Genomic DNA, 22,930 nt, shown 5'->3' on the forward strand with positions numbered 1-22,930 from the left:
TTTACTATCTGTCAGAAAGCGTTTTACTTGTAGTTTTTTTCTTTGTATAATGAAATTACTTATACGGACAAGTCGAGATATCATTCTGGACAGGATTTTTTGTGCTAACCAGCCAGTCTGGAAATAGAAAAAATGAAGAAGGTGGACAGTTTGAAAAACTATGAAGTGATCTATCAAGCAATCGAACGCGGAATTTTAAAAGGTGTCTATGAAGCGGGCTCTTATCTGCCTAGCGAAAATAAGCTGCGGCAAACGTATCATGTCTCGCGTGATACGATTCGTAAAGCCCTATCGCTTTTAATGGCGAATGGTTACATTCAAAAAATTCAAGGCAAGGGGTCGCTGGTATTAAAGCGGGAGCAGTTGCGTTTTCCTGTTTCTGGCTTGACTAGTTACAAGGAACTGCAAAATTCCTACGGCTACGACAGCAGCACCGAGGTCGTCAGTCTAAAAAAAATTGTGATCGATGAGAAAATGACTCGTGTTACTGGCTTTGAAGCGGGAGTTGTTTGTTGGGAATTGATTCGCACGCGTGCGATCGATCAGAAAAAAGTAATTCTCGATAAGGATATACTGCTGACATCAACTATTCCCGAGCTGGATACTGAAATAGCCAAAGATTCGATCTATCGCTATTTTGAAAACCAATTGGGATTGAACATCGCTTTTGCAGAAAAAGAAATCACGATCGACGCATTGACTGACGAGGATCGTGATTTATTAGACTTAAATCAGCATGATATCAATATCGTTTCAGTAAAAAGTCGAGTCTTCACCAGTGATGCTCGTCAATTTCAATATACCGAGAGCCGCCATCAGGTCGATAAATTTCGCTTTTTCGATTTTGCCCGGCGCCACCCTTCTACTATGTAGTGATCTTATGAGATAAATTACTAAATGAAAAGACTGTGCTGATTTTTTCAGCACAGTCTTTCTTGAATTATTGTTTGGTTGAACCTTTTTCGAAGATACCGTGTGGCAATTCGATCGTTTTTTGTTCAATGTCTTCTTTGTTCATCATTTTTGTTAATAGACGCATTGCTACTGCACCGATATCATATAACGGTTGGGTCACACTGCTTAGGCGTGGACGAGCCACATCTGTTAACAATGAATCATTGCTTGTGATGATTTCAAAGTCTTCAGGAACTTTCACACCTTTATCGATCAAACCATCTAACAAACCAATCGCCAACTCATCGTCAGTGACGTAAGCAGCTGTTGCGCCGCTGTTTAAGATACGGTCAGTCAAAGCCAAACCTTCTTTAAAATTATAAGGGGCTTCAAAAATCAAGCCTTCATTATAATCTAAGCCATTGTCAGCTAAGGCTTCTTTATAACCGCCCATCCGAGCTTGTCCATTGATTGCATCGATCAACGCGCCGCTGATGAAAGCAATTTTCTTATTGCCGTGTTTGGCTAATAAGTCGATAGACTCTTTCGTAGCTGCTGCATAATCAATGTTTACACTGCCGACTTGTTCATCTGGATCAATTGAACCAGCTAAAACGATCGGTGTTTTTGAACGTGAAAATTCTGCACGGATTTCATCAGTAATGCGATGACCCATGAAAATCACACCGTCTACTTGTTTTGCTAACAAGTTGTTCAGTACGTTCACTTCTTTTTGCGCTTCTCCATCTGAGTTAGCTAAAATAATATTGTATTTGTACATTGTGGCGATATCATCGATCCCGCGTGCTAATGACGCGAAAAACATATTGCTGACATCAGGGATGATTACACCGACTGTTGTCGTTTTCTTGCTTGCTAGTCCTCGTGCGACAGCATTTGGACGATAATCTAGACGTTCAATAACTTCTAACACCTTTTTACGTGTTGTTGGTTTTACATTTGGGTTGCCGTTGACCACACGAGAAACGGTTGCCATTGAAACATTGGCTTCGCGGGCAACATCATAAATCGTAATTGTTTGCTTTTCCATGGATATGCTCCTTTGATTTTGTTTTCAGAAAATATCATTTACATTTCTAAAAGATAATAGCACGTTGTTTCACTGATTGCAACCGTTTTACACATTTTTCCTTAAAATTGTGTAAGCGTTTTATAAGAATCGTTTTTCAATAAATTTTATTAGTGTTACAATCAATATAACGCCAAAAGAAAGAAGGATGCTTTAATGAACCAAGAAAAAGTTTTAGAACTACGCAAATGGATGCAAAAAAATGATGTAGATTTGGCTTATGTCTCTGATGCGAGCCACATCGGTTACTTCTCCGGATTTGATAGTAATCCGATGGAACGTGTATTAGCATTGTTCATTCCGCTTGAAAAGGAACCATTTTTATTTGCCCCTGGCTTAGAAGTCGAAGATGCAAAAGCCAGCAGTTTTGAATATGATGTGGTGGGCTACTTAGACAGCCAAGATCCATTTACCATCATCGTAGAAGAAATCAAAAAACGCTACGGTTCGCCTAAAAAAATCGCGTTAGAAAAAAATCAATTAGTATTGGATCGTTATTTACGTTTAAGCGACGCCTTTCCAGCTGCTGATTTTTCAGCTGACTTAACTCCGCTAGTTCAAGAATTGCAACTATATAAAACCGAAGAAGAATGCCAACGTTTGATCGAAGCAGGCTCTACCGCTGATTTAGCCTTTGAAATTGGGTTTAGACATGTGAAGCCAGGTGTCACCGAAGAAGAGATCGTCGCTGAGATCGAATATGAATTAAAGAAAAAAGGCATTAAACAAATGTCCTTCCCTACCGAAGTCTTGGCTGGACCAAACGCTGCCAGCCCCCACGGCACCCCAGGGAAAAATACCTGTAAAGAAAACGAACTTGTTTTGTTTGACCTTGGCACGATCGTTAACGGCTATTGCAGTGATGCGACTCGAACAGTTGCTTGCGGCAAACCAACTGATCACCAAAAGGATATTTACAATATCGTATTAGACGCTCATATGGCAGCGCTAGAGGCTGTGAAACCTGGTGTGACTTGCGGTCAACTAGATAAACTGGCCCGTGATGTTATTGAGAGCCACGGCTATGGTGAATACTTCAACCATCGTTTAGGGCATGGTATCGGAACAACGATCCACGAATTCCCGCAAATCGTCGGCGGAAATGATCTGGAAGTGAAAGAAGGCATGTGCTTCTCGATCGAACCAGGTATTTACTTGCCAAATGATGTCGGTGTTCGAATCGAAGACTGCTTGTTTGTAACTAAAGACGGCTGCATTCCATTCACTAAGACTTCAAAAGAATTAACCATCTTATAGAAGACAAAAGGAACATCGATCAAAAAAATGATCGGTGTTCCTTTTTTTAATTCTCTCCTATCGCTCGTTGATCACTGAAAAAATAAGCGCTTGTACTAAAGTAAGCAATCATGATCAATGCTAAAAATAAATAGAATACATTGTCTTTAAGTGAATGCAAATACCATAATGAAAAAGCTAAAACAGCCGGCAGCAATGCAAACCGATTCCATGGCTGTTTCCAATTGCGGCGAATCATTACCCATAGTACCCGCAACGGAAGAAAGACAATCCCAAATACTGCCAAACCTAAAAACCACTTAATTTTCCTCAAAAAATCTTCCTCCTTCTCTTTTTTTGAAGAAGATGCCTCGACGAATTGAACAGCTAAAACTTTCTCTAAACTTTTTTTAGAAATGGCATCCGGCTCACTTTTTCCCAGCTCCCATTTTGAAATGGTTTGTCGGGTCACATAAATTTGATCGGCCAATTGCTGCTGAGTCATCTTCAATTCTTCTCTTTTTGAACGAATCGTTTTTCCTATTTCCAATTTCGCTACACCTCAATTATTGATTATTATGACCTCAGATTACAGCAATATCATGCGTTGCGCACGCAATGGCTAAAAAAATAGCCCTTAATTGCTAAGGGCTACATCATTACATGCTATTCTGGATTATTCTTTTCAACTTCTTCTTTTAATTCTTCTTTGACTTCAGAAAAATCAGGTGTTTCATCATTCATTTCTTTTGTTTTAGCAGCCAAAGCTTCTGCACCTTCAGATACAGTGTCTTTAGCGTCTTCTTTAGTCTCTTTAGCATCAATTACGATATCTTCCGAGGCATCTTCAGCAACGTCTTTAGCATCGCCTGCCGCTTTACGGAAACGATCAGATAAATCAGAGCTTTGACGTTTCAAATCTGCCAAGGTATCAGCAGTGATATCATCCATGTCGTCCATAGAATCACTAACTGTTTCCTTCACATTTGAAGCCAAATCACTTGCTTGCTCACTCAAGTCAGAAGCCCGATCTTTCACGATCGATCCCATCTCACTTGTCTTTGTAACGATATCATCCGTATAATCTGAAGCTAGATCTAACCATTCATCTGTTTTTCTCGCTAAATCTTCACGCATTTCTTTTCCTGACTTCGGTGCTAATAATAAAGCTACTACTGCAGCAGCTGTCCCGCCGATTAAGGCTCCTGCTAAAAATCTTCCGCTTTTTGCCATTCTTAACCCTCCGTTTTCGTTGTTGTCTTACGATCTCTAAAGAATCTCATTGTGGTCGCGCCAACTTTTCCTGCAACACTTGCCTTCGCTGCATTCTTTCCAACGCCGCCAACTTTCCCTGCTAAATTACGACTGCTAGTATTCAAATCAGAGACACTCTGACTCAAATCAGCCACCGCCGTAAACAATGGATCAATCGTTTCAACTTTTCCGTTAATATCATTCAACAAGTGATTGCCTTTAACTAACAATCCTTCTACTTGCTGCATGAGTAAATCTACATCTTTGGTAAGAACATCAATTGTTGTATTGGCCTCGGTCACCGTCGTTTCAACTTTTTCAACCGTTTTTGAAACTTGGCTTAAGACACGCACTAAGAATATAACCAAAACAACAAATGCAAGTGCCGCAATAATTGCAGCAATGCCGCCTAAACTCATTCAATCGCTCCTCTCATATTTCACTCATTATGCTAACTTAAATTATACCATTCTAAGGGAAATTAATGAAAGAGAAAGAGCTATAATATGTACTATTAAAAAAGCATCTCAATTAAATCATTGAGATACTTTCGTAAAGTTTTGACGGATGCCATTGTAAATGATTTCTAAATCACTGACCAAATCCGTTTCATTAAATGTATTTTCAGCAAAACTCTCTGCATGCCCACGAAAATAATTTGTCATTACACGCTCGACTTGAATAAGCTCTTTATCTGTCAAATCACATACAGTAAAAATTCGATCAAATGCAGCTCTTAGAAAAGCGGCAATATTTTTTTCGTAAGAATCTATGTACTCTTTCTCGTAAAACACAGTATAAAATGCGTTTTTACTTTTCGCGAAAGCAGCCCACGTTTTTCCTAATTCGATAAAGGCACAAAGATCTGCTCTGCCTAATAACGAATCCACTAATTGTTCGCGAAAATCCTCCATTGCCCGTTTCACGACTGACTGCCGCAATTCTGTTACACTGCCTGTATGCGTATACAACGAAGGAGATTTGACATCAAGGCGGTCAGCGATTTTATTCAGTCTCAAGCCATTAAGTCCTGACTCGTAGACCAACTCCATCGCACATTCAATGACGATATCTTTGTTCAATCGGGAAGTTTTCATTAAGTCTCCTTTTCTTTTACGTTATTTCTAAAAAACATTATATAACAAAATATTATATTTAATCTATACGTTATATTGATAATTTGCATTTAAAAATCAAATAATTAGCCTTTTTAAAATAACTAACAATATAAAAAGCGTAGAAGCTAATCTACGCTTTAATAATTATTTTTTGATTTTTGTTTGTCCGCTTAGTTCTTTTCCTGTAGCAATGATGTATTCTCTTAATTTATCTTTGATCTCTGGATGTTTCAGGCCATATTCGATACTTGTAGTCATGAAGCCGAATTTATCACCCACATCATAACGTTTTCCGCTAAATTCTTGAGCAAAAACGCGCTGTGTTTTGTTCAAAGTATCAATCGCATCCGTTAATTGGATCTCGTTGCCTGCACCTGGTTTTTGATTGTCTAACACATCAAAAATTTCAGGTGTTAATAAATAGCGGCCAATAATCGCCAAATTGCTTGGTGCTTCCTCTGGTTTTGGTTTTTCTACAAAGTTCTTCACATTGAACAACCCTTTAGAAACCTCTTCACCTGGATTGATGATCCCATATTTTGAAGTTTCATCTTCAGGAACACGCATAACAGCAATCGTTGAGGCATGTGTTTGTTCATAATCATTCATCAATTGCTTAGTTAACGGAACACGATCTTCCATCAAATCATCACCTAGCATTACAACGAATGGTTCGTTGCCAACAAAGGCGCGAGCCTGCAAGACAGCATGTCCCAAGCCTTTAGGGTGTGATTGACGAATAAAATGCAGGTTCACATCTGTCGTTTCTTCGACTAATTTTAATAAATCTGTTTTGCCTTTTTCTTTCAGATTCATTTCTAATTCGATATTCGCATCAAAATGATCTTCAATCGGGCGTTTAGCTTTTCCTGTTACGATCAAAATATCTTCGATCCCAGATTTTAACGCTTCTTCAACGATAAACTGGATCGTTGGTTTGTCAACGATCGGAAGCATTTCTTTGGCCATCGCTTTTGTAGCCGGTAAAAATCTCGTTCCCAACCCTGCGGCTGGAATAACTGCTTTTTTCACTCGCATGTTTCTTGTCCCACTCTTTCTATTTATTCTATAGTAAATTCATTTTCAAACGTACCTTCACGGGTCATCAATTCTTGACAAGCCTGACGTACGTCTTTCCCATTGTATAAAACATCATAGATTGTTTCAGTGATCGGCATGCTGACATTCATACTATCAGACAATTCTTTCGCCGCTTTCGTCGTTGAAACACCTTCGACGATCATGCCCATATTTTCTAGAACCTCGTCCAGTTTATGGCCTTTACCTAAAAGATTTCCTGCACGCCAGTTTCGGGAATGGACCGATGTACACGTAACGATCAGATCACCTACACCGCTTAATCCGATAAAGGTCAGCGGATTCGCTCCCATGGCTACACCAAGACGACTGATTTCTGCTAATCCACGTGTCATGATCGCAGCTTTAGCATCATCTCCATAAGAAAGACCGTGTAATGCACCGGCTCCTAGAGCAATAATATTTTTTAATGCCGCCCCCATTTCAACACCGATTACATCCGGATTAGTATAGATTCTTAAATAGTCGTTCATGAAAAGTTTTTGGACATAGGTTGCTAACTCTTCGTCTTTGCAAGCAGCAGTAATTGTCGTAATATCATGAACAGCTACCTCTTCCGCATGGCTTGGTCCAGATAAAACGACCACGCCTTGACGATGTTCTTCCGGAATCTCTTCGATCAAGACTTCTGAGATTCGTTTATGCGTATCTTGTTCCAGCCCTTTACTAGCATGGATAATAACTGGTTTATTTTCAACAACTTGAGCAAATTCCTGTGCGACTGATCGAATCGCTTTCGTTGGTACAACGAATAAAACCGCATCCGCATCCTTCACCGCATTCTTCAGATTTTTTTCACCTTTGATGCTTTCGGGAATTTTTAGATCGGGCAAGTAATGGCGATTCGTGTGGTACGTATTGATTTCATCAATTTGTGCCTCATGATTTCCCCAAAGTCTTACTTCATGCCCATTTTCGGCTAAGACTTGTGCTAACGCCGTCCCCCAAGAGCCCGGTCCTAAAACTGCAACTTTTTGCTTCACAGAGATTTCCTCCTAGTTCATATTAAGCTATTTATTCCATTAAGAAAATAAATACGCTTGTACTCAAAAATGGTTCATTTTAAAGATTTCTTCCTTACCATCATAGCATAGATAGCCTTTGTCCCGTTCTTAAATTAAAGCTTGATTAGCACCCTTATCACGTTCGTACAGCTTGACATCCGTACGTTTTCTTCTCCGATAATAAAGCAGAACTAATCCGCCAACAAATAAAACAACTGACAACATTTGGGATACACGGATGCCGCCAAACAAGTACAGACTGTCTGTCCGCATACCTTCAATAAAGAAGCGGCCAAAGCTATACCAGATCACATAACCTAAAAAGAGTTCACCGTGTTTAATTGAAACCTTTTTACGAATGATCAGAATCAGAATAAAACCTGCTAGGCTCCACATTGATTCATAGAAAAAAGTCGGCTGGCGAAAAGCGCCATCAATATACATGTTATTGATGATAAACTGCGGCAAATGCAAACTCTCCAAAAATTGACGCGTTGTTTCCCCGCCGTAAGCTTCATGGTTCGTAAAGTTGCCCCATCGTCCCATCGCTTGCGCCAACAGAACACCCGGTGCTACTACATCTAAAAAAAGCCACGGATCAATAAAATTATGCCGTGTATAAACGATCAAGACAATGGTTGCTGCTATCAAACCACCATAAATAGCCAAGCCCCCGCTGCGTGTGTTAAAGATTTGAATCGGATCTGCAAGATAGGGACCTAAATCAAACAAAATATAATATAGCCGAGCACCAATGATCGCAATCGGCAGAGCCCAAAGAATGAAGTTTGTCATGTCATCTTCTTTTAGACCCACTCGTAATGCCTCGCGATTAGAAAGCCATAAGGCAATGGCAATCCCGGAAACGATAATAATCGCGTACCAATAAATTGGAAGACCAAACAATTCAAAGGCTGTACGATTTATTTGAGCAACCATTCTATTGTCCAGAATTTTCTTCGATTAATTGGGTCAAACGATTTTCAAAGGTCTTCGTAGCATCGTAACCCATCGTGCGCGCTCGGAAATTCATTGCTGCCACTTCGATGATAATAGCAACATTTCGACCAGTCTTCACTGGGATCTTCACCTGTGGAATTTTCACATCGGCGATCTCTACTTCCGTATTTCCACTGCCTAAGCGATCATATTTCTTGTCTTTCGACCAATTTTCTAAATAGACCACTAATTGCAATGGCATCGATCCTCTTACCGCACTGGCACCAAATAAGTTCATTACATCAATGATACCGATTCCGCGAATTTCGATTAAATGCTGCAAAATCTTAGGCGGCTCCCCGACCAAAGTCAGTTCGTCCTGTTGATAAACATCGACCCGATCATCTGCGATCAAGCGATGTCCGCGTTTAACTAATTCCAAAGCAGTTTCACTTTTACCAATGCCGCTGTCACCTTGAATCAGCACACCCAATCCATAAACATCCACCAATACACCATGAACACTTGTCCGTGCTGCCAATCCGCCATTTAAAAAGCTAGAGATTTCACCTAATAAACGAGACGTTGAGATTGGTGAGCTCAAGACCGGAATGTTGCGTTCGCTAGCTGCTTTGATCATTTCTTTTGGTGGAGTTAATCCTCGGGAAACGATAAAAGCCGGTGTGTCATCGCTGCACATACGACGTAAAACCATTAACCGCTCCTCTGGCATCATGCGTTCGGCAAAGGTGATCTCTTTATTTCCAAAAAGTTGTAAACGATCATGCGAATAATAGTTAAAATAGCCGGTCAACTCTAAACCTGGACGAGAAATATCGCCGGTAGTGATGACCCGCTCTAGGCTTTCTTCATCGCCAGTTACTACTTCCAATGAAAGTTTATCAACTAGTTCTTTTACTTTTACTGTTTCAGCCATATAATCCCTCTTTTCTACACTTCCGCTCTATTTTATCATTTTATCAATGGAGTGACTAGGTTCAGACAACTTCTACCATAATAAACAAAAAAGGCTTCATAAAATATTAATGAAACCAAGAAAAAGAATTCAATTTTCATACATGAAAAGCAGAAAAAAATTAATACGCAGTGAATTCATTTTCACTGCGCATATCATTCTGCTAAACATCACAGCTTCGAGATTACTTATGCATAATAAAAAATTGTCCATTATTAATACTGCGAAAAGCAGAACGAACCGCTAACTCCTTGAAAAATGAGCCGATCATCGTTACGCATACGTTTCAACTAAACAGCTTGAAAATTTAGTCATTCTAAGCAAACTATACTTCGTTTCATCCATAAGCAAACTGGGAAAAGTTGAACACACAGCTAATTCATTTTAATGTATTCATTTTTCTAAAGATCAGAAAAATGAGTTTGATTTTCACTACGCATATCATTCTGCTAAACATCACAGCTTCAAGAATACTTTTACATAATAAAAGAATTGTTCACTATTAACACTGCGAAAAGCAGAACTAACAAAAACGGATAGGTAATATTTACCTATCCGCGTATTTGTCGATATTATGATCTGAAACGATCGCGTTGACAATCGCCATGACGATAGCCACCAAGATTGACATGGCAAAGCTGGAGAAGCCAAAACGATAATTTCCTAATAAGTTGGAAGTCAATTGCAGCATACCAGCGCTAATTACAAAACTAAATAGTCCGAGAGTCATAATATTTAACGGCAGTGAAAGCAAAATCAAAATTGGTTTCACTAAAGTATTCAATATTGATAGGACAAAGCTTGCAGCAATAGCCATCGTCAGACTTTCCACATAAACTTGATTGGGAAAGAGCACCGACAGTGAAATAAATATCAGTGCATTAGCTAATACGCGCTGTAGGTAAGTCATTAAAAGTCGCTCCAGTCATCATCGTCGATTTTGTCCGCTTTCTTACGTTGGCGAGGCGTTTTTTTCTCATAGTTATTGTAGTCATTATTCCCGTAATAGGGATTATTATGTCCATATGAATCTCGTCCTTTTGGTCCAGCTGGAATCAATAGGGCTAGAATGATATATAGAATTACAGGCGAGCCTAGTAAACCGAAACTCAAGAAAACATAAATCACACGCACGATTGTTGGATCAATCCCGAAGTATTCGGCAATCCCGGCTAAGGTACCTGTAAGTACCACATTATTTCGTGACTTTTGTAATCTCTTTTGCATATGAATCTTCCTTCCTTATTATTTCCTAATTGTCGAAATCTTTCAAGAAAATACTACCTGTAGTAGTTGATACATCGATTTTCGCCATTTCATCCGCTACTCGACGGAATTGCAGCAAGCGATTCGTTTTTTCTTTTTTCTCTCTAATGACTTCGTAGTTTGATAAGCGATCATTGATACTGCCTAGGCTTGTTTTTGCTAAGCCTTCCAACCCAATCGTTTTTCCTACAGAAACTTTGACATTTCCGTTAACTGAGCTTGCTTTGATTTTTTGTAAAGTAGCATGACCCGCAGTTAATTTCACGTCACCATTGACTAATGAAATACCGTAGTTTTGAATCGCTGCTTTAGTAGTGATATTACCATTAACAGTTTCGATGATCGAATCTAAGATCGCACCCTCGCGAATTTCGATATTTCCGTTGACGCCTTGGATTTCAAGCATTGTTGCATCGATATGTTGGAAAGTAATATTGCCGTTGGTTGATTTAGCATAAACATCTTTGGCATCCATTTCTTCAACAATCAAATCACCGTTTAATAGTTTAACAGCTACATGATCGTAAGTCCGTTTTGGCAAGTAGAAAACTAATTCTGCTTGAACACGTTTATTCGGGATTTGAAATGAGATATGTTCATCGTTGACTTCAATTTGGCTGCGTTCCATCAATGATTGTAATGGTGTCGCTTCATTCATTTTACCATAAAGTTTGATTTTCGCATCCACTTTGATAGCTGCGTCATCCCAAGACTTTAAGGTTACTTTCCCATTTGCCAATTTAATATCAAGCAATGTTGGTTCAACATCTGTATACAAGAATTGATGTTCAAACTTAGAAGTAACTAAACCAGGAACTTTTACGTTGAAATCTTTCCAGTCAACGTTTTCTTCTACTGTGTCAGAAACAGATTTCCAAGTCTTCTTCATCAAACGACCTAATTGAACGCCGGCTTCTCCCAATTTTTCACCAACTTGCGAGAAAGTTTCGCTGGCTTGATCCTTCAAATCATCTGGAATCTCAATATGAGCATAGACCCGTTTTTTACGATTTTCTTTTTGATTACTTTGTACGTTGCTTAATTCTTCTTCTTGCTCTTCAACTTGGTCTTCTAACTCTGCGATTTGTTCTTTCAATTCTTTGATTGCAGCTTCGACCGCTTCACGAATTTCATCGTCTGCTTCTGATAAAGTATCTAATTCTTCTTTTGTGTCTAACTCCATCAAAACTTCTTCTTTTTCATGAAGTACATTTTTTAAATCATTTTTCTTTTGGTTGATCTCATCAATGTGAGCAGAAATTTGGTTGACTTCTGTAGCTAAGTCATCAAAATAAGCTTCAAGGTCTTCCAAGTCCTGTTCTTCAGAACCTTTTGCTTCTTTACCAGTTTCCCATTCATCAACTAAGTTCGTTGCTTGGTCACGGTGATAAGAATCCACTTTATCTGCAGCTTGTTTGATCTGCGCTTCATCCTTTGCCTTGGCCATGCTTTCTAATAAATCTAAACCTTCTTCAGTTGATAAAATACCTTTTTTTACTAATTCCAAAATTCTTTGTCTTTCATTCATAGAAATTGCCTCCTTCAAAAAGCAAATACATTACTTTTGTTTACATTCATATTATGCAATGTTTTTATCCGTTTGTCATAGGACTAAAGACCCATCTTTTTATCCGACTTCTTAAAGAGAGGTGTTTCTTCCTATTTAAATGTAGAAAAAACCAGCCAGAAAATTCTAGCTGGTTGCTTGTTCTTAAAAATTTTCGTTGCGATTGCTGTTAAGCTCAGTGATCTTCCCAGTTGCTAAGTAAACGATCCATTCGCAGATATTCGTTACATAGTCACCCACACGTTCCAAATAACCTGCAACATGCAGATAATCCGTTCCACTGATAATTGTATCGGATTCTTTTTCCATCGTATTAGTCGTCATATCATAGATTTTTTGGAAATAATCATTTACCCGCTCATCCATTTTTGCGATCATGCGGGCATCTTTTTCGTCTGTCTTAACGTAAGCAATCAAGACATTGTCCACCATCTTTTTAACATAGTTAGACATTTCATTGATTTCTTTTTCAACTTCTAAAATCCGCGGCAGCCCTTTTAGACGAATAGTTGATTTTGCCACTGAAACAGCATGGTCTCCCATTCGCTCCAAGTCTGAGCTGGCTTTCATGATCGTGATGATCGTCCGCAAATCGGTCGTAACCGGCTGCTGCAAAGCGATCATTTCAAAACTTTTTTTCTCTAAGCGGACTTCCATGTCATTGATCTCAATATCGTGATCGATAACCTCTTGCGCTAATTTTTTGTCATGGTCAATATATGAACGGACCGATTTGTGCACGGCACTTGAGACCATCATACCCATTTCATAAAACTGATTGTGAAGATTCAGCAGATCTTCTTCAAATTGTGTACGTAACATCGTTGCCCTCCTTATGATTGTTAATTGTTAGCCAAATTTCCCTGAAATATAATCTTCGGTTTCTTGTTTTGCCGGGTCTAAGAAAATTTTCTTTGTTTTATCGAATTCGATCAATTCGCCTTGCAAGAAGAAGGCTGTACGATCAGAAATTCGTGATGCTTGTGACATGTTGTGAGTCACAATGATGATCGTATAATTTTCTTTCAATTCTAATAACATATTTTCGATCTTACCAGTTGATACAGGGTCCAAAGCGCTCGTTGGTTCATCCATAAGAATAACCTCAGGGTTGACCGCTAAAACGCGAGCAATACAAACTCGTTGTTGCTGTCCGCCAGATAGCGACAAGGCACTCTCATGCAGTTTATCTTTTACGTCGTTCCAAACGGAAGCAGCCTTCAAGCTTTCTTCTAAGACTTGATCAAGTTTGCTTTTATCCTTTTCACCCTTTAATTTTAACCCATAAATGACGTTCTCGTAAATCGAAAAAGGAAAAGGATTGGGTTGTTGGAAAACCATGCCGATTTCTTTTCGCAAATTTACCGTATCTGTCTTCGGGCTATAAATATCCTCGCCTTTATACATGACACTTCCGGTAATCGTAACGCCGGGAATCAAATCATTCATCCGGTTCAACGAACGTAAGTAAGTCGATTTCCCGCAACCAGATGGTCCGATCATCGCAGTGATTTCGCCCTTTTCGATTTCCATATCAATGCCCTTTAAGGCTTCTTTTTTACCATAATATAAATGAAGGTCTTTGGAAGTAATAATCTTCGACATTCAATTTCCTCCGTCTCTTAACCAAAGTGTCCTGAAACATAATCTTCAGTCGCTTGGATTTTCGGCCGCGTGAAGATTTTTGCTGTATCATCGTACTCGATGACATTTCCCAAATAAAAGAAAGCTGTGTAGTCGCTGATTCGGGCAGCTTGCTGCATGTTATGGGTCACGATGATAATCGTATAATTTTCTTTCAGCTGAACCAGCGTTTCCTCTACTTTACCAGTTGAAATCGGGTCTAGGGCGCTGGCTGGTTCATCCAAAAGTAAAATATCAGGTTTCATAGCAATTGCTCGTGCAATACACAAACGTTGTTGTTGTCCACCGGAAAGAGCTAAAGCACTCTTATCTAGATTGTCTTTGACTTGGTCCCACAACGCTGCTTGTTTTAAACTAGTTTCTACAATTTCTTCCAACTGATGCTTATCCCGCATACCATGCTGTTTTAAGGCAAAAGTAATATTGTCACGAATCGATTTGCTGAAAGGATTCGGCCGTTGAAACACCATGCCGATACGCTTGCGCATTTCGTAAACATCGATGTTCGATGCGTTGACGTCAACATCTTTATAAACGATCTTACCCGTTACACTAGCGCTGGCGATACCATCGTTCATTCGATTGAGTGAACGTAGATAGGTCGACTTGCCACAACCGGAAGGTCCGATCAAAGCGGTGATTTTATTTTTTTCAAATTCAAGATCGACACCCTTAATGGCTTCGTTGTCGCCATAGTAAACGTGCAGGTCTTCCGTATGCAACGCAATTTCACCAGGCATGCTGATAATGTTGCGTTCCTCCCAATTATATTCTTTCATTGAATTTCTCCTAGTTCATACTATTGTTGAAATTTTTCCTGCGTAAAAATTTCTCGGATTTTCACGCCGTATATCATCCAACTATCTGCCTTACACCTTAATAAACTTAATAATTCTTTCTTACTTCTTCTACAATGTGAATTGGCAAAGTTGGACTGACATCCTACTTCATACTATTGTTGAAATTTTTCTTTCGTAAAATTTCTCGGATTTTCACGCCGTATACTATTCCAACTTACTAAAGCAAGATATACGTAGCAACGTTAAATCAGAATTTTTACGCTGAAGTCATTTTTCTATGAAGTCTCTTCCCGATAGCCCGGGCTCCAAAATTAAATAATAGAACCGCTAAAATCAAAACTGCTGATGCGCCAGCCGATACTGCTGTGCCGTCCGGCATCGTTCCTTCAGTATTGATTTTCCAGATATGCACGGCCAATGTTTCTGCCTGTCGGAAGATACTCAATGGGCTTGAAACACTCAATGGATTGAGATTGGTAAAATCTAATGCTGGAGCACTTTGTCCGGCTGTGTAAATCAAAGCTGCCGCTTCACCGAAGATTCGGCCTGAGCTCAAAATTACACCAGTCAAAATTCCCGGTAAAGCATCTGGCACAACGATTTTCGTGACTGTTTCCCAACGTGATAGACCTAACGCTAAGCCAGCCTCACGTTGCGTATAATGAATCGCTCTTAAAGATTCTTCAATATTTCTTGTCAGTAACGGTAAGTTGAATAGGGTCAATGCCAAAGCGCCGGAAAGGATCGAGAAGCCATATCCGAATTGAATAACAAAAATCAAGAACCCAAACAAACCAACAACAACTGAAGGCAATGAGCTTAGAATTTCAATTGATGTACGAATGACATTCGTCACCCAATTTTTCTTTGCGTATTCCGATAAATAAATTCCCGCACCAAGCGAGATAGGTAAACTGATGATCATAGTAATCAGCAGCAGATAAATCGAATTGAACAATTGAATTCCGATCCCGCCGCCTTTTTGATAGGCTTTTGAAGGGGAAGTCAAAAATTCCCAAGATACATGCGGCAAGCCGCGAATTAAAATGTAAAGCAGGAGAAATGCCAATATCGCAACAATCAAAGCTGAGATAATGTAAAGGACGCCCGTGGCGATTTTATCTGCACGTTTTGCTTTATCCATTTGTTATCTCCCCTTTCTTTCCAATATAGCGAATCAAAATATTGAAAACTAAAGACATGAATAATAGGATCAACGCTAGTGACCACAATACATTATTTTCTACTGTACCCATGATCGTATTTCCGATTCCCATCGTCAAAATCGAAGTTAATGTTGAAGCTGGTGTCGTTAAACTTGTCGGAATTAATGCCGCATTTCCGATCACCATTTGGATCGCTAAAGCTTCACCAAAGGCACGGGCCATGCCGAAGACAACCGCCGTCAAAATTCCCGGTACTGCCGCCCGTAAAACAACTTTATATATCGTTTGCCAACGCGTTCCGCCTAATGCTAATGAAGCTTCGCGGTAATGACGCGGCACAGATTTCAACGTATCCACCGTCATCGTCGTAACGGTAGGTAAAATCATTACAAACAAAACGAAAGTCCCTGACAAAATACCAAAACCCGTTCCGCCAAAAATCGAACGGATAAACGGTACGATCACTGTTAAGCCAATAAATCCATAAACAACAGAAGGGATTCCTACCAATAATTCAATGACCGGCTGTAAAAACTTTTGTCCTTTGTTAGGTGAAATCTCGGTCATAAAGACAGCCGCACCGATCGCAAACGGAGTCGCTACGATCGCTGATAAAAATGTAACCATGAATGATCCTAAAATCATCGGCAACGCGCCTACTAATGGTTGACCATCTGATCCAGTTGCACTAGGATTCCAGACCGTTCCAAATAAGAAGTCGAATACATTAATTTTATCTACAAAAAAGGTTGATAGTCCTTTACTCGCTACAAAATAGAAAATTGCTCCTACGACAAGTACGATCAACGCGATACAAATGAAACTAATAAAACGTCCTCGCTGTTCGATTTTCGCCCGCTTTGATTTCGTCGTCAGCGCTTTTTTTACATCTTCATTTTCCAAAGCTACTCCTCCTGATTCCTTCAAGCTAATTCACTCGGTTTTTTTGCAAACCAACAAAGTCATTCTACCTTTTGAAAATCAATTTCCTTTTAATGTCCTGTAACGCTTCCATGACAATTGTAAAGAAAGTGTAAACCAGATTAGAGACTTCCTGCAACAGAACTGCTTGGTGCTTCATCAAGAATGATAAATACTGTTATCTAGTCGATACTAAAAAAAAACGACAAAAAAAGCAGCATCCAAAAATAGATACTGCTAAAAAAATTTATCAGTCTTGCCAATCCCACCAATTTTGTTTATCCGGCGGCAAGTTGCCGTCATTATCAGCATAATGTACCGCTAAACGATAAACATACAAAGCGCACCGGTCAACTTTCGCCCCTTGTACTACACAATCTTTTAAATAGATTTCCTCTGGGTCCTGTTTTTTCAGCGAAGCAACATCCGGATAGCCTGCTCTGATCAGATGCTGTTTCATATTTTTTCCAATGCCGGGAATCACTTGTAAATTATTTTCCATTGTCTATCATCCCTCTTTGTATTCAGTAAAGGTCAACACATAACCATCGGGATCTGTAATAGCAAATTCCTTCGCTCCATAAAAAGTTGCATGAGGTTCCGTATAGATTGGATAAGCTTTTTTAGTATTGGTATAAAATTCTTCAAAATTTTCAATCGTAATATACAAAGTGATCGACGGGTGAATTTTTTCTGTCGCTAAAATAGGATACTCTTCGCTCAAATTACTTTTTTCCTGCAGCATCAGCGTAATCGCCTCTTTAGCAAGGATCGCAAACTGCAAACTTTGATCATTTGCTGGAACTGAAGCTACTACTTCTAATCCAAGAATCTCTTGATAAAACACCACAGATTTATCTACACTTGCCACCATCAAATTCGTTGTTATATTTTTATACATTTTAACTGCCTCCTAACTTATAGCCTAATTCTAACAAGGCAACGAAAAATTTTATTGTAAAAATGCGTCATTTTTTATAGCGGGCCATTAATTCCAAAGGCGTGATACCTAAATGACGTTTGAAGTCCTTATTAAAATGCGGTTGATCATAATAGTTCGTAACAGTTAAAATATCTGCTGGCTTCGCTTGGTTTGAAGTTAGAATCTGCAAGCAGCGTTGAAACCTTAAAATACTCAATACCATTTTAGGTGTTAATCCAAAATTTTTTGCGAATAATCGTTGGCATTGACGCGGGCTAAAATAGAGCAGCTCATATAGTTCCTTGGTCGTCTGGGGGATTTTCTCAGCTAATCGTGGGAAAAGCTGAGTAAACTCATTCGGCTGTTCGCCTGAAAACTTTTTCGTCAGATATGTCTGAAACTGCTCTTTAGCCGCTTCAAATGATAAAGCAAAAAAAGTCTCTAAATTCAAATCATCAAAAACCTCTTGCAGCAAAATGAAATCATCCATCGCCTGCACAGCAGGTAAACCAGTTAATTGATGGAAAGCACCCGGCATCATACGAGCCCCAAAAAAGCGCGCCGGCGTTTCAATTTCGTAATCAAAATCAGTCTGCTGATTTCCTGTAAAAAAAAGCTGCTTTTGATCGTAATCGACAATCAAATCAATACAGCCGTCAGCAATGATTACATTTTTAACTCGTGTCTGCTCATTTACTTTTGGAAACATCTCCCAAAAGCACAATACAAAATCACTACATTCGGGAATCACTATCTCACGATAAGTCATTACTCGAGTAAAAGCTTCATTTAAAATAAAGGGTAGTTGAATCGGATAATACATCACAGTCATCCTCCTTGCTTTCGATCGACATTTTTTGCTTGTCGTTCTTCTATTACTTCATCTTCTATATTGCGAAAAAATGGATTAGTAAAAAGAGCACAGAAATATTCCGTGCCCTTCTAAAAATTCTTATTTTATTTCATTGCCCTGCCAATCACGTTCAACTTTCATATCGGAGATCGGAATATAGCCCAGTTGGGGAACAACTTTTCCCTGAACCTCTTTTGAAAGCATATAATCAAGAAAATCTTTGACTAGCTCGGTGGGCTTTCCTTTAGTATACATGTGCTCATATGCCCAAATTTTCCAATCGTTGGTCGTCACATTTTCATCAGTCGGTTCGATATTATCAATACTCAGTGTTTGAACATCTTTTGTTACATAAGAAAAAGCCGTATAACTGATTGCTCCAGGGGTATCGGCAACGATTTGACGAACCATTCCGCTAGAATCCTGCTCTTGCGCACGTACCGCCGTCTTGCCGTCTAAGACCCACTGCTCAAATGTCGAACGTGTTCCACTGCCAGTCGCTCGGTTTAAGATTACGATATCTTGATCTTTTCCGCCAAGCTCTTTCCAGTTTTTGATCTCCCCTAGAAAAATCTTGCGCAAGTTCTCTAGTGAAATATTTGTTATACCGACATCCTTATTAACGATCGGAGTGATCCCAACAACAGCGACTTTATGATCAACTAATTTCTCAGCATCAATCCCATTTTTCTCCTCAGCAAATAAATCTGAATTGCCGATATCGACTGCCCCTGATTGTACCTGACTAAGCCCCGTGCCGCTCCCGCCGCCTTGGACATTAATAAATCTGCCTGGATTTTTACTTTGATACTCTTCTGCCACTGTTTCAACTAACGGCTGCAAGGCGGAAGACCCGACAGCAGTGATTGACTCGCCGCGATCGATCCATTTTGAACAACCAGATAAAAGCAGAAGCGTACCCAATAGGGGAATTAACCATTTCTTCATGAAAAAGCTCCTTATTCATTTTTAAGTATTCATTTTTCAAAAAACGAAAAATGATTCTTATTTTCATGCCGTATACCATTCAACTACCAGCACACAAGTTTAGTTTGCTTATATATTTCCAACTGAACCGCTAATTAATTACACTGCTAAAAATTGAACTGGCATCCTTATTCATTTTTAAGTATTCATTTTTCAAAAAACGAAAAATGATTCTTATTTTCATGCCGTATACCATTCAACTACCAGCACACAAGTTTAGTTTGTTTATATAATTCTAACTGAACCGCTAATTAATTACACTGATAAAAGTTGAACTGGCATCCTTATTCATTTTTAAGTATTCATTCGTCACTTTTACGTTTGACTCACTAAACAAGCTAGTTCATTTTATACTATCAAACCATGAAAGCGCAAATGATTTTTATAAGAGCGGTGAAATCAAGCGGGCAATCCCTTCTTTAAACTTAATCACAGTACCGCGCTGATCATATTTTTCTTGTGTTAGAAGCTCCGACTTCATTGAATCCTTATGAATCTCCTCACGCAATTCTTCCGCAAAAGCAGCGTCATAAACGATCGTGTTTACTTCAAAGTCCAATTTAAAGGAACGAACATCAATATTAGCCGAACCAACCGAAGCAATCCCGCCATCGATCACCATAGTCTTCGCATGAATAAATCCATTTTCATATGTCTCAATAATTGCGCCGTATTCCAACAATTCAGCCGCAAACGAATACGTCGCCCAATATACCAAGATGTGGTCAGGCTTATTCGGTATCTGCATTCGAACTTTAACACCAGAGAGCAGCGCCAACTTCAAGGCTTCATGAATTGGTGCATCGGGAATATAATAAGGGGTTTGAATCAAAATTTCCTTTTTAGCCAAATTGATCATTTTTAAATAAGTCAATTTGATCTGCTCGTGCTCACTGTCTGGTCCACTGCTGACGATCTGCAAAGCCAATTTCCCTTCCGATTCAATCTCTGGGAAATAATCCGGTTGATAAACCAGCTCATTTTTTTGTTGCGAATTCCAATCCATCAAAAAGCGATTTTGCAGTGTATAGACGGCCTGTCCATGGATACGCAGATGATTATCTCGCCAATAACCAAACTTTTCCACTAATCCCAGGTATTCATCGCCAACATTGAACCCGCCGGTATAACCGATCTCGCCATCAATCACCACGATTTTTCGGTGATTACGATAATTCATTCGCGGATTTAAATACGGCAAAAATAACGGGAAGAAAAAGTCAACCTCGCCTCCTTCTTCGATCAAAGGCGCAAGAAAGCGACGATTAACTTGCGTAGAACCCCAAGCATCCAAAAGTAAACGTACCTTCACGCCGCGTAAAACAGCATCGACTAATGCTTCTCGGACCTCAAGACCCAAATCATCTGCTCGATAAATATAATATTCCATATGGATGTGATATTTCGCTTGCTTGATGTCTTCAATCAATGCATCAAACTTTTCACGACCATCAGTATAAAGAGTAACCTCATTATTAGTAGTATATAAAGAACTTTCAAACATCGTCAGCATGTAAATCAGCTGTCGCGGATCGACTTGATTGGTCGTTGGTTTTGGAAATAGCCCTCGTGCCAATGCTCGCTGTTGCTGCTGAACTTCAACGTTCATCCCGATTTTAGTCTGCATCTTCAAATCAAAGATACGTTCTTTAGAGATGCCTTTCCCGAAGAAAACGTATAAAACAAATCCCACGACGGGAATAAAGGTCAAAACTAATAACCATGCCCACGTATTGACTGTATCTTTACGTTCTCGAAAAACAATAATAAAAGATAAAATAGTGTTGATCACCAAAAAAAATAAACCTAAGTGCTCTGTCACAAAAGACATGCCTCCACACTCCTTCTTCTAAAGGATAGCCGAGAAAATGATTAATGTAAACAATGTGCCCTAACCATTTTTGCCATTTTGTAAAAGCATCTCAATGTGAGGGATTTCATCTTCTAAATATACTTCGGAATTTTGTTCAAAACCAAATGAGCGATAAAAATCGACTAAATGCGCTTGTGCCGAAATAATAACCGGTTGATTAGGATAGCGTTTTTCAATTTCTGATAACGTTGTTGCTACAATTTTTCGTCCTAATTGTTGCCCGCGATATTTTTTCACGACCAATACACGACCAAAATGGATTGCCTCATCCTCTTCTAAAATTCGTGCATACGCCTGCAGCTCGCCATTTTCTTCCAGACAAACATGCAGCGCATGACGATCCGCCTCGTCAACTTCCTGATAAGGACACTCTTGCTCCACAACAAAGACAGCCGTGCGAGCTTGGAAAATTGTTACTAACTCTTGCGGGGTTAACTCATCCGTTGTTTTAATCATAATAACCTCCTATTTTTAATAAAAATAGTTTAACCCATTTTTTGTTTAATGTCCGCTAGTAACCTTAATTCCGATGATTCCCACTACTAAAAGCACGACGAAAAAGCTTGTCAAAAGGGATAAATGGTCTTTGAAGAAAAGTACTCCGATCAAAATCGACCCCACTGCTCCGATCCCTGTCCAAATCGGATAGGCCAAACTCATCGGCAGCGCATGAAGCGACTTTGCCAAAAAATAGAAGCTGGCAATCATGCCGATTATTGTTAATAGCGAATAATTCAATTTGCTGAACCCTTCGCTCATTTTCATCATCGTTGCCCAAAACATTTCAAAAACTCCTGCTACAATCAAAGATACCCATGCCATAATACATACTCCTCCTAAAATAATATGATTTTGTCTAACGCACCAAGCAAATCAACTGTAAAAATAGAAATGACAAAAGGGAGTCCAATTTCTTCAATGACCTAACGAAATTGGCTCCCTTGCTCGGTAGCGTTTTATTCACTTGTTTCCTATCTTAGAACCTTTTATTAAAAAAGGCAAGACTCAACATTCATTTTTTTCATAAGAAAGGCTTCTCGAACTCGCTCAGCTTTTGAGCACCGAGTAGGTACTGTTCCACATCAGCTCCAAAAAAAGATCGCTGTGTCTCACAGTAATAAGACTAAAATTTTGATAAGTTGTCAAGAAACACAGCGATCTTTAGGAGCTGATGGCGATTATTCCTACTTGGCGTTTCTCAGACTTAACAAAATTTTCTTACTCGCGATATGCTCGTTCTGCTTAATGCTAATTTAGCAGAAGCTGGTTAGGTCACACCGTTGTGTAGAAAAGCTAGTTCGTGAAGCTGGACATCGTTAAAG

Annotated in this window: 26 protein-coding genes; 2 read left to right on the forward strand and 24 right to left on the reverse strand. The window is 39.3% G+C overall.

The window, feature by feature from the left end; translation table 11 throughout:
• Positions 1 to 150 precede the first annotated feature (150 nt).
• On the forward strand, positions 151 to 873 hold the full coding sequence (treR, locus tag FFR60_RS11435) for a trehalose operon repressor (protein WP_137664265.1): 723 nt from the start codon (positions 151 to 153) through the stop codon (positions 871 to 873).
• Between the two features lie 67 nt (positions 874 to 940).
• Here the strand turns inward: treR and ccpA are convergent, their stop codons facing one another.
• Positions 941 to 1,945, reverse strand: a complete 1,005-nt coding sequence (ccpA, locus tag FFR60_RS11440) for a catabolite control protein A (protein ID WP_088935887.1) — start codon at positions 1,943 to 1,945, stop codon at positions 941 to 943.
• A gap of 195 nt (positions 1,946 to 2,140) precedes the next feature.
• Between ccpA and FFR60_RS11445 the strand changes: the two genes are divergently transcribed.
• On the forward strand, positions 2,141 to 3,241 hold the full coding sequence (locus FFR60_RS11445; protein ID WP_137664266.1) for a M24 family metallopeptidase: 1,101 nt from the start codon (positions 2,141 to 2,143) through the stop codon (positions 3,239 to 3,241).
• A 46-nt stretch (positions 3,242 to 3,287) separates the two neighbouring features.
• Here the strand turns inward: FFR60_RS11445 and FFR60_RS11450 are convergent, their stop codons facing one another.
• From FFR60_RS11450 to FFR60_RS11560, 23 genes are all read right to left on the reverse strand, one after another.
• Positions 3,288 to 3,770 carry a helix-turn-helix transcriptional regulator gene (locus FFR60_RS11450; protein WP_137664267.1) on the reverse strand — a complete coding sequence of 161 codons (483 nt, stop codon included), beginning with the start codon at positions 3,768 to 3,770 and terminating at the stop codon, positions 3,288 to 3,290.
• Positions 3,771 to 3,886: 116 nt separating this feature from the next.
• On the reverse strand, positions 3,887 to 4,453 hold the full coding sequence (locus FFR60_RS11455; RefSeq protein WP_137664268.1) for a YtxH domain-containing protein: 567 nt from the start codon (positions 4,451 to 4,453) through the stop codon (positions 3,887 to 3,889).
• Between the two features lie 2 nt (positions 4,454 to 4,455).
• Positions 4,456 to 4,893, reverse strand: coding sequence for a DUF948 domain-containing protein (locus FFR60_RS11460; protein ID WP_088935891.1), 438 nt, complete (start codon positions 4,891 to 4,893; stop codon positions 4,456 to 4,458).
• A gap of 117 nt (positions 4,894 to 5,010) precedes the next feature.
• Entirely contained in the window at positions 5,011 to 5,571 is a 561-nt protein-coding gene (locus tag FFR60_RS11465) for a TetR/AcrR family transcriptional regulator (protein WP_137664269.1), read from the reverse strand.
• A gap of 165 nt (positions 5,572 to 5,736) precedes the next feature.
• Positions 5,737 to 6,630, reverse strand: coding sequence for a UTP--glucose-1-phosphate uridylyltransferase GalU (gene galU / locus FFR60_RS11470; RefSeq protein WP_088935893.1), 894 nt, complete (start codon positions 6,628 to 6,630; stop codon positions 5,737 to 5,739).
• 23 nt (positions 6,631 to 6,653) lie between these two features.
• Entirely contained in the window at positions 6,654 to 7,673 is a 1,020-nt protein-coding gene (locus FFR60_RS11475) for an NAD(P)H-dependent glycerol-3-phosphate dehydrogenase (RefSeq protein ID WP_088935894.1), read from the reverse strand.
• A gap of 129 nt (positions 7,674 to 7,802) precedes the next feature.
• The gene (gene lgt / locus FFR60_RS11480; RefSeq protein ID WP_137664270.1) at positions 7,803 to 8,633 is read right to left on the reverse strand and encodes a prolipoprotein diacylglyceryl transferase; all 831 of its coding nucleotides are present in this window, start codon (positions 8,631 to 8,633) and stop codon (positions 7,803 to 7,805) included.
• A gap of 1 nt (position 8,634) precedes the next feature.
• Positions 8,635 to 9,570 carry an HPr(Ser) kinase/phosphatase gene (hprK, locus tag FFR60_RS11485; protein ID WP_088935896.1) on the reverse strand — a complete coding sequence of 312 codons (936 nt, stop codon included), beginning with the start codon at positions 9,568 to 9,570 and terminating at the stop codon, positions 8,635 to 8,637.
• Between the two features lie 586 nt (positions 9,571 to 10,156).
• Entirely contained in the window at positions 10,157 to 10,519 is a 363-nt protein-coding gene (locus FFR60_RS11490; RefSeq protein ID WP_137664271.1) for a phage holin family protein, read from the reverse strand.
• Positions 10,519 to 10,836: a PspC domain-containing protein gene (locus tag FFR60_RS11495; RefSeq protein WP_137664272.1), complete on the reverse strand. Its 318-nt coding sequence runs from the start codon at positions 10,834 to 10,836 to the stop codon at positions 10,519 to 10,521. Before FFR60_RS11495 ends, FFR60_RS11490 begins: the two co-directional genes overlap by 1 nt.
• Before the next feature lie 25 nt (positions 10,837 to 10,861).
• Positions 10,862 to 12,403, reverse strand: coding sequence for a daptomycin-sensing surface protein LiaX (gene liaX, locus FFR60_RS11500; protein WP_137664273.1), 1,542 nt, complete (start codon positions 12,401 to 12,403; stop codon positions 10,862 to 10,864).
• A 183-nt stretch (positions 12,404 to 12,586) separates the two neighbouring features.
• A complete protein-coding gene (phoU, locus tag FFR60_RS11505) occupies positions 12,587 to 13,264 on the reverse strand; it encodes a phosphate signaling complex protein PhoU (RefSeq protein WP_088931799.1) in 678 nt (225 codons plus the stop codon).
• A gap of 27 nt (positions 13,265 to 13,291) precedes the next feature.
• Complete coding sequence (gene pstB / locus FFR60_RS11510) at positions 13,292 to 14,047, reverse strand: phosphate ABC transporter ATP-binding protein PstB (RefSeq protein WP_137664274.1); 756 nt, start codon at positions 14,045 to 14,047, stop codon at positions 13,292 to 13,294.
• Positions 14,048 to 14,064: 17 nt separating this feature from the next.
• The gene (gene pstB / locus FFR60_RS11515; protein WP_088931797.1) at positions 14,065 to 14,865 is read right to left on the reverse strand and encodes a phosphate ABC transporter ATP-binding protein PstB; all 801 of its coding nucleotides are present in this window, start codon (positions 14,863 to 14,865) and stop codon (positions 14,065 to 14,067) included.
• Between the two features lie 277 nt (positions 14,866 to 15,142).
• Complete coding sequence (gene pstA, locus FFR60_RS11520; protein ID WP_088931796.1) at positions 15,143 to 16,030, reverse strand: phosphate ABC transporter permease PstA; 888 nt, start codon at positions 16,028 to 16,030, stop codon at positions 15,143 to 15,145.
• Positions 16,023 to 16,955, reverse strand: coding sequence for a phosphate ABC transporter permease subunit PstC (pstC, locus tag FFR60_RS11525; RefSeq protein WP_088931795.1), 933 nt, complete (start codon positions 16,953 to 16,955; stop codon positions 16,023 to 16,025). Before pstC ends, pstA begins: the two co-directional genes overlap by 8 nt.
• 268 nt (positions 16,956 to 17,223) lie before the next feature.
• Positions 17,224 to 17,475: a helix-hairpin-helix domain-containing protein gene (locus FFR60_RS11530; RefSeq protein WP_137664275.1), complete on the reverse strand. Its 252-nt coding sequence runs from the start codon at positions 17,473 to 17,475 to the stop codon at positions 17,224 to 17,226.
• 6 nt (positions 17,476 to 17,481) lie between these two features.
• Positions 17,482 to 17,874, reverse strand: coding sequence for a VOC family protein (locus tag FFR60_RS11535; protein WP_137664276.1), 393 nt, complete (start codon positions 17,872 to 17,874; stop codon positions 17,482 to 17,484).
• A gap of 67 nt (positions 17,875 to 17,941) precedes the next feature.
• Entirely contained in the window at positions 17,942 to 18,718 is a 777-nt protein-coding gene (locus FFR60_RS11540; RefSeq protein WP_137664277.1) for a helix-turn-helix domain-containing protein, read from the reverse strand.
• 129 nt (positions 18,719 to 18,847) lie between these two features.
• Positions 18,848 to 19,696 carry a phosphate ABC transporter substrate-binding protein PstS gene (locus tag FFR60_RS11545; RefSeq protein WP_137664278.1) on the reverse strand — a complete coding sequence of 283 codons (849 nt, stop codon included), beginning with the start codon at positions 19,694 to 19,696 and terminating at the stop codon, positions 18,848 to 18,850.
• 421 nt (positions 19,697 to 20,117) lie between these two features.
• The gene (cls, locus tag FFR60_RS11550; protein ID WP_137664279.1) at positions 20,118 to 21,566 is read right to left on the reverse strand and encodes a cardiolipin synthase; all 1,449 of its coding nucleotides are present in this window, start codon (positions 21,564 to 21,566) and stop codon (positions 20,118 to 20,120) included.
• A gap of 60 nt (positions 21,567 to 21,626) precedes the next feature.
• Positions 21,627 to 22,064, reverse strand: a complete 438-nt coding sequence (locus tag FFR60_RS11555; protein WP_137664280.1) for a GNAT family N-acetyltransferase — start codon at positions 22,062 to 22,064, stop codon at positions 21,627 to 21,629.
• A gap of 45 nt (positions 22,065 to 22,109) precedes the next feature.
• Positions 22,110 to 22,430 (reverse strand): DMT family transporter, encoded by a 321-nt coding sequence (locus FFR60_RS11560; protein WP_088931788.1) that lies wholly within the window; start codon positions 22,428 to 22,430, stop codon positions 22,110 to 22,112.
• Between the last annotated feature and the right edge of the window lie 500 nt (positions 22,431 to 22,930).

The sequence above is a fragment of the Enterococcus hulanensis genome (genome assembly GCF_005405485.1).
Taxonomy (GTDB): domain Bacteria; phylum Bacillota; class Bacilli; order Lactobacillales; family Enterococcaceae; genus Enterococcus_A; species Enterococcus_A hulanensis.

Bases quoted from the DNA above. Each gene is read 5' to 3' on its own strand.
- ccpA (WP_088935887.1), bottom strand. From the start codon at position 1,945: ATGGAAAAGCAAACAATTACGATTTATGATGTTGCCCGCGAAGCCAAT.
- FFR60_RS11445 (WP_137664266.1), top strand. From the start codon at position 2,141: ATGAACCAAGAAAAAGTTTTAGAACTACGCAAATGGATGCAAAAAAAT.
- FFR60_RS11455 (WP_137664268.1), bottom strand. From the start codon at position 4,453: ATGGCAAAAAGCGGAAGATTTTTAGCAGGAGCCTTAATCGGCGGGACA.
- FFR60_RS11460 (WP_088935891.1), bottom strand. From the start codon at position 4,893: ATGAGTTTAGGCGGCATTGCTGCAATTATTGCGGCACTTGCATTTGTT.
- FFR60_RS11465 (WP_137664269.1), bottom strand. From the start codon at position 5,571: ATGAAAACTTCCCGATTGAACAAAGATATCGTCATTGAATGTGCGATG.
- galU (WP_088935893.1), bottom strand. From the start codon at position 6,630: ATGCGAGTGAAAAAAGCAGTTATTCCAGCCGCAGGGTTGGGAACGAGA.
- lgt (WP_137664270.1), bottom strand. From the start codon at position 8,633: ATGGTTGCTCAAATAAATCGTACAGCCTTTGAATTGTTTGGTCTTCCA.
- hprK (WP_088935896.1), bottom strand. From the start codon at position 9,570: ATGGCTGAAACAGTAAAAGTAAAAGAACTAGTTGATAAACTTTCATTG.
- FFR60_RS11490 (WP_137664271.1), bottom strand. From the start codon at position 10,519: ATGACTTACCTACAGCGCGTATTAGCTAATGCACTGATATTTATTTCA.
- FFR60_RS11495 (WP_137664272.1), bottom strand. From the start codon at position 10,836: ATGCAAAAGAGATTACAAAAGTCACGAAATAATGTGGTACTTACAGGT.
- liaX (WP_137664273.1), bottom strand. From the start codon at position 12,403: ATGAATGAAAGACAAAGAATTTTGGAATTAGTAAAAAAAGGTATTTTA.
- phoU (WP_088931799.1), bottom strand. From the start codon at position 13,264: ATGTTACGTACACAATTTGAAGAAGATCTGCTGAATCTTCACAATCAG.
- pstB (WP_137664274.1), bottom strand. From the start codon at position 14,047: ATGTCGAAGATTATTACTTCCAAAGACCTTCATTTATATTATGGTAAA.
- pstB (WP_088931797.1), bottom strand. From the start codon at position 14,865: ATGAAAGAATATAATTGGGAGGAACGCAACATTATCAGCATGCCTGGT.
- pstA (WP_088931796.1), bottom strand. From the start codon at position 16,030: ATGGATAAAGCAAAACGTGCAGATAAAATCGCCACGGGCGTCCTTTAC.
- FFR60_RS11530 (WP_137664275.1), bottom strand. From the start codon at position 17,475: ATGGAAAATAATTTACAAGTGATTCCCGGCATTGGAAAAAATATGAAA.
- FFR60_RS11535 (WP_137664276.1), bottom strand. From the start codon at position 17,874: ATGTATAAAAATATAACAACGAATTTGATGGTGGCAAGTGTAGATAAA.
- FFR60_RS11540 (WP_137664277.1), bottom strand. From the start codon at position 18,718: ATGTATTATCCGATTCAACTACCCTTTATTTTAAATGAAGCTTTTACT.
- FFR60_RS11545 (WP_137664278.1), bottom strand. From the start codon at position 19,696: ATGAAGAAATGGTTAATTCCCCTATTGGGTACGCTTCTGCTTTTATCT.
- cls (WP_137664279.1), bottom strand. From the start codon at position 21,566: ATGTCTTTTGTGACAGAGCACTTAGGTTTATTTTTTTTGGTGATCAAC.
- FFR60_RS11555 (WP_137664280.1), bottom strand. From the start codon at position 22,064: ATGATTAAAACAACGGATGAGTTAACCCCGCAAGAGTTAGTAACAATT.
- FFR60_RS11560 (WP_088931788.1), bottom strand. From the start codon at position 22,430: ATGGCATGGGTATCTTTGATTGTAGCAGGAGTTTTTGAAATGTTTTGG.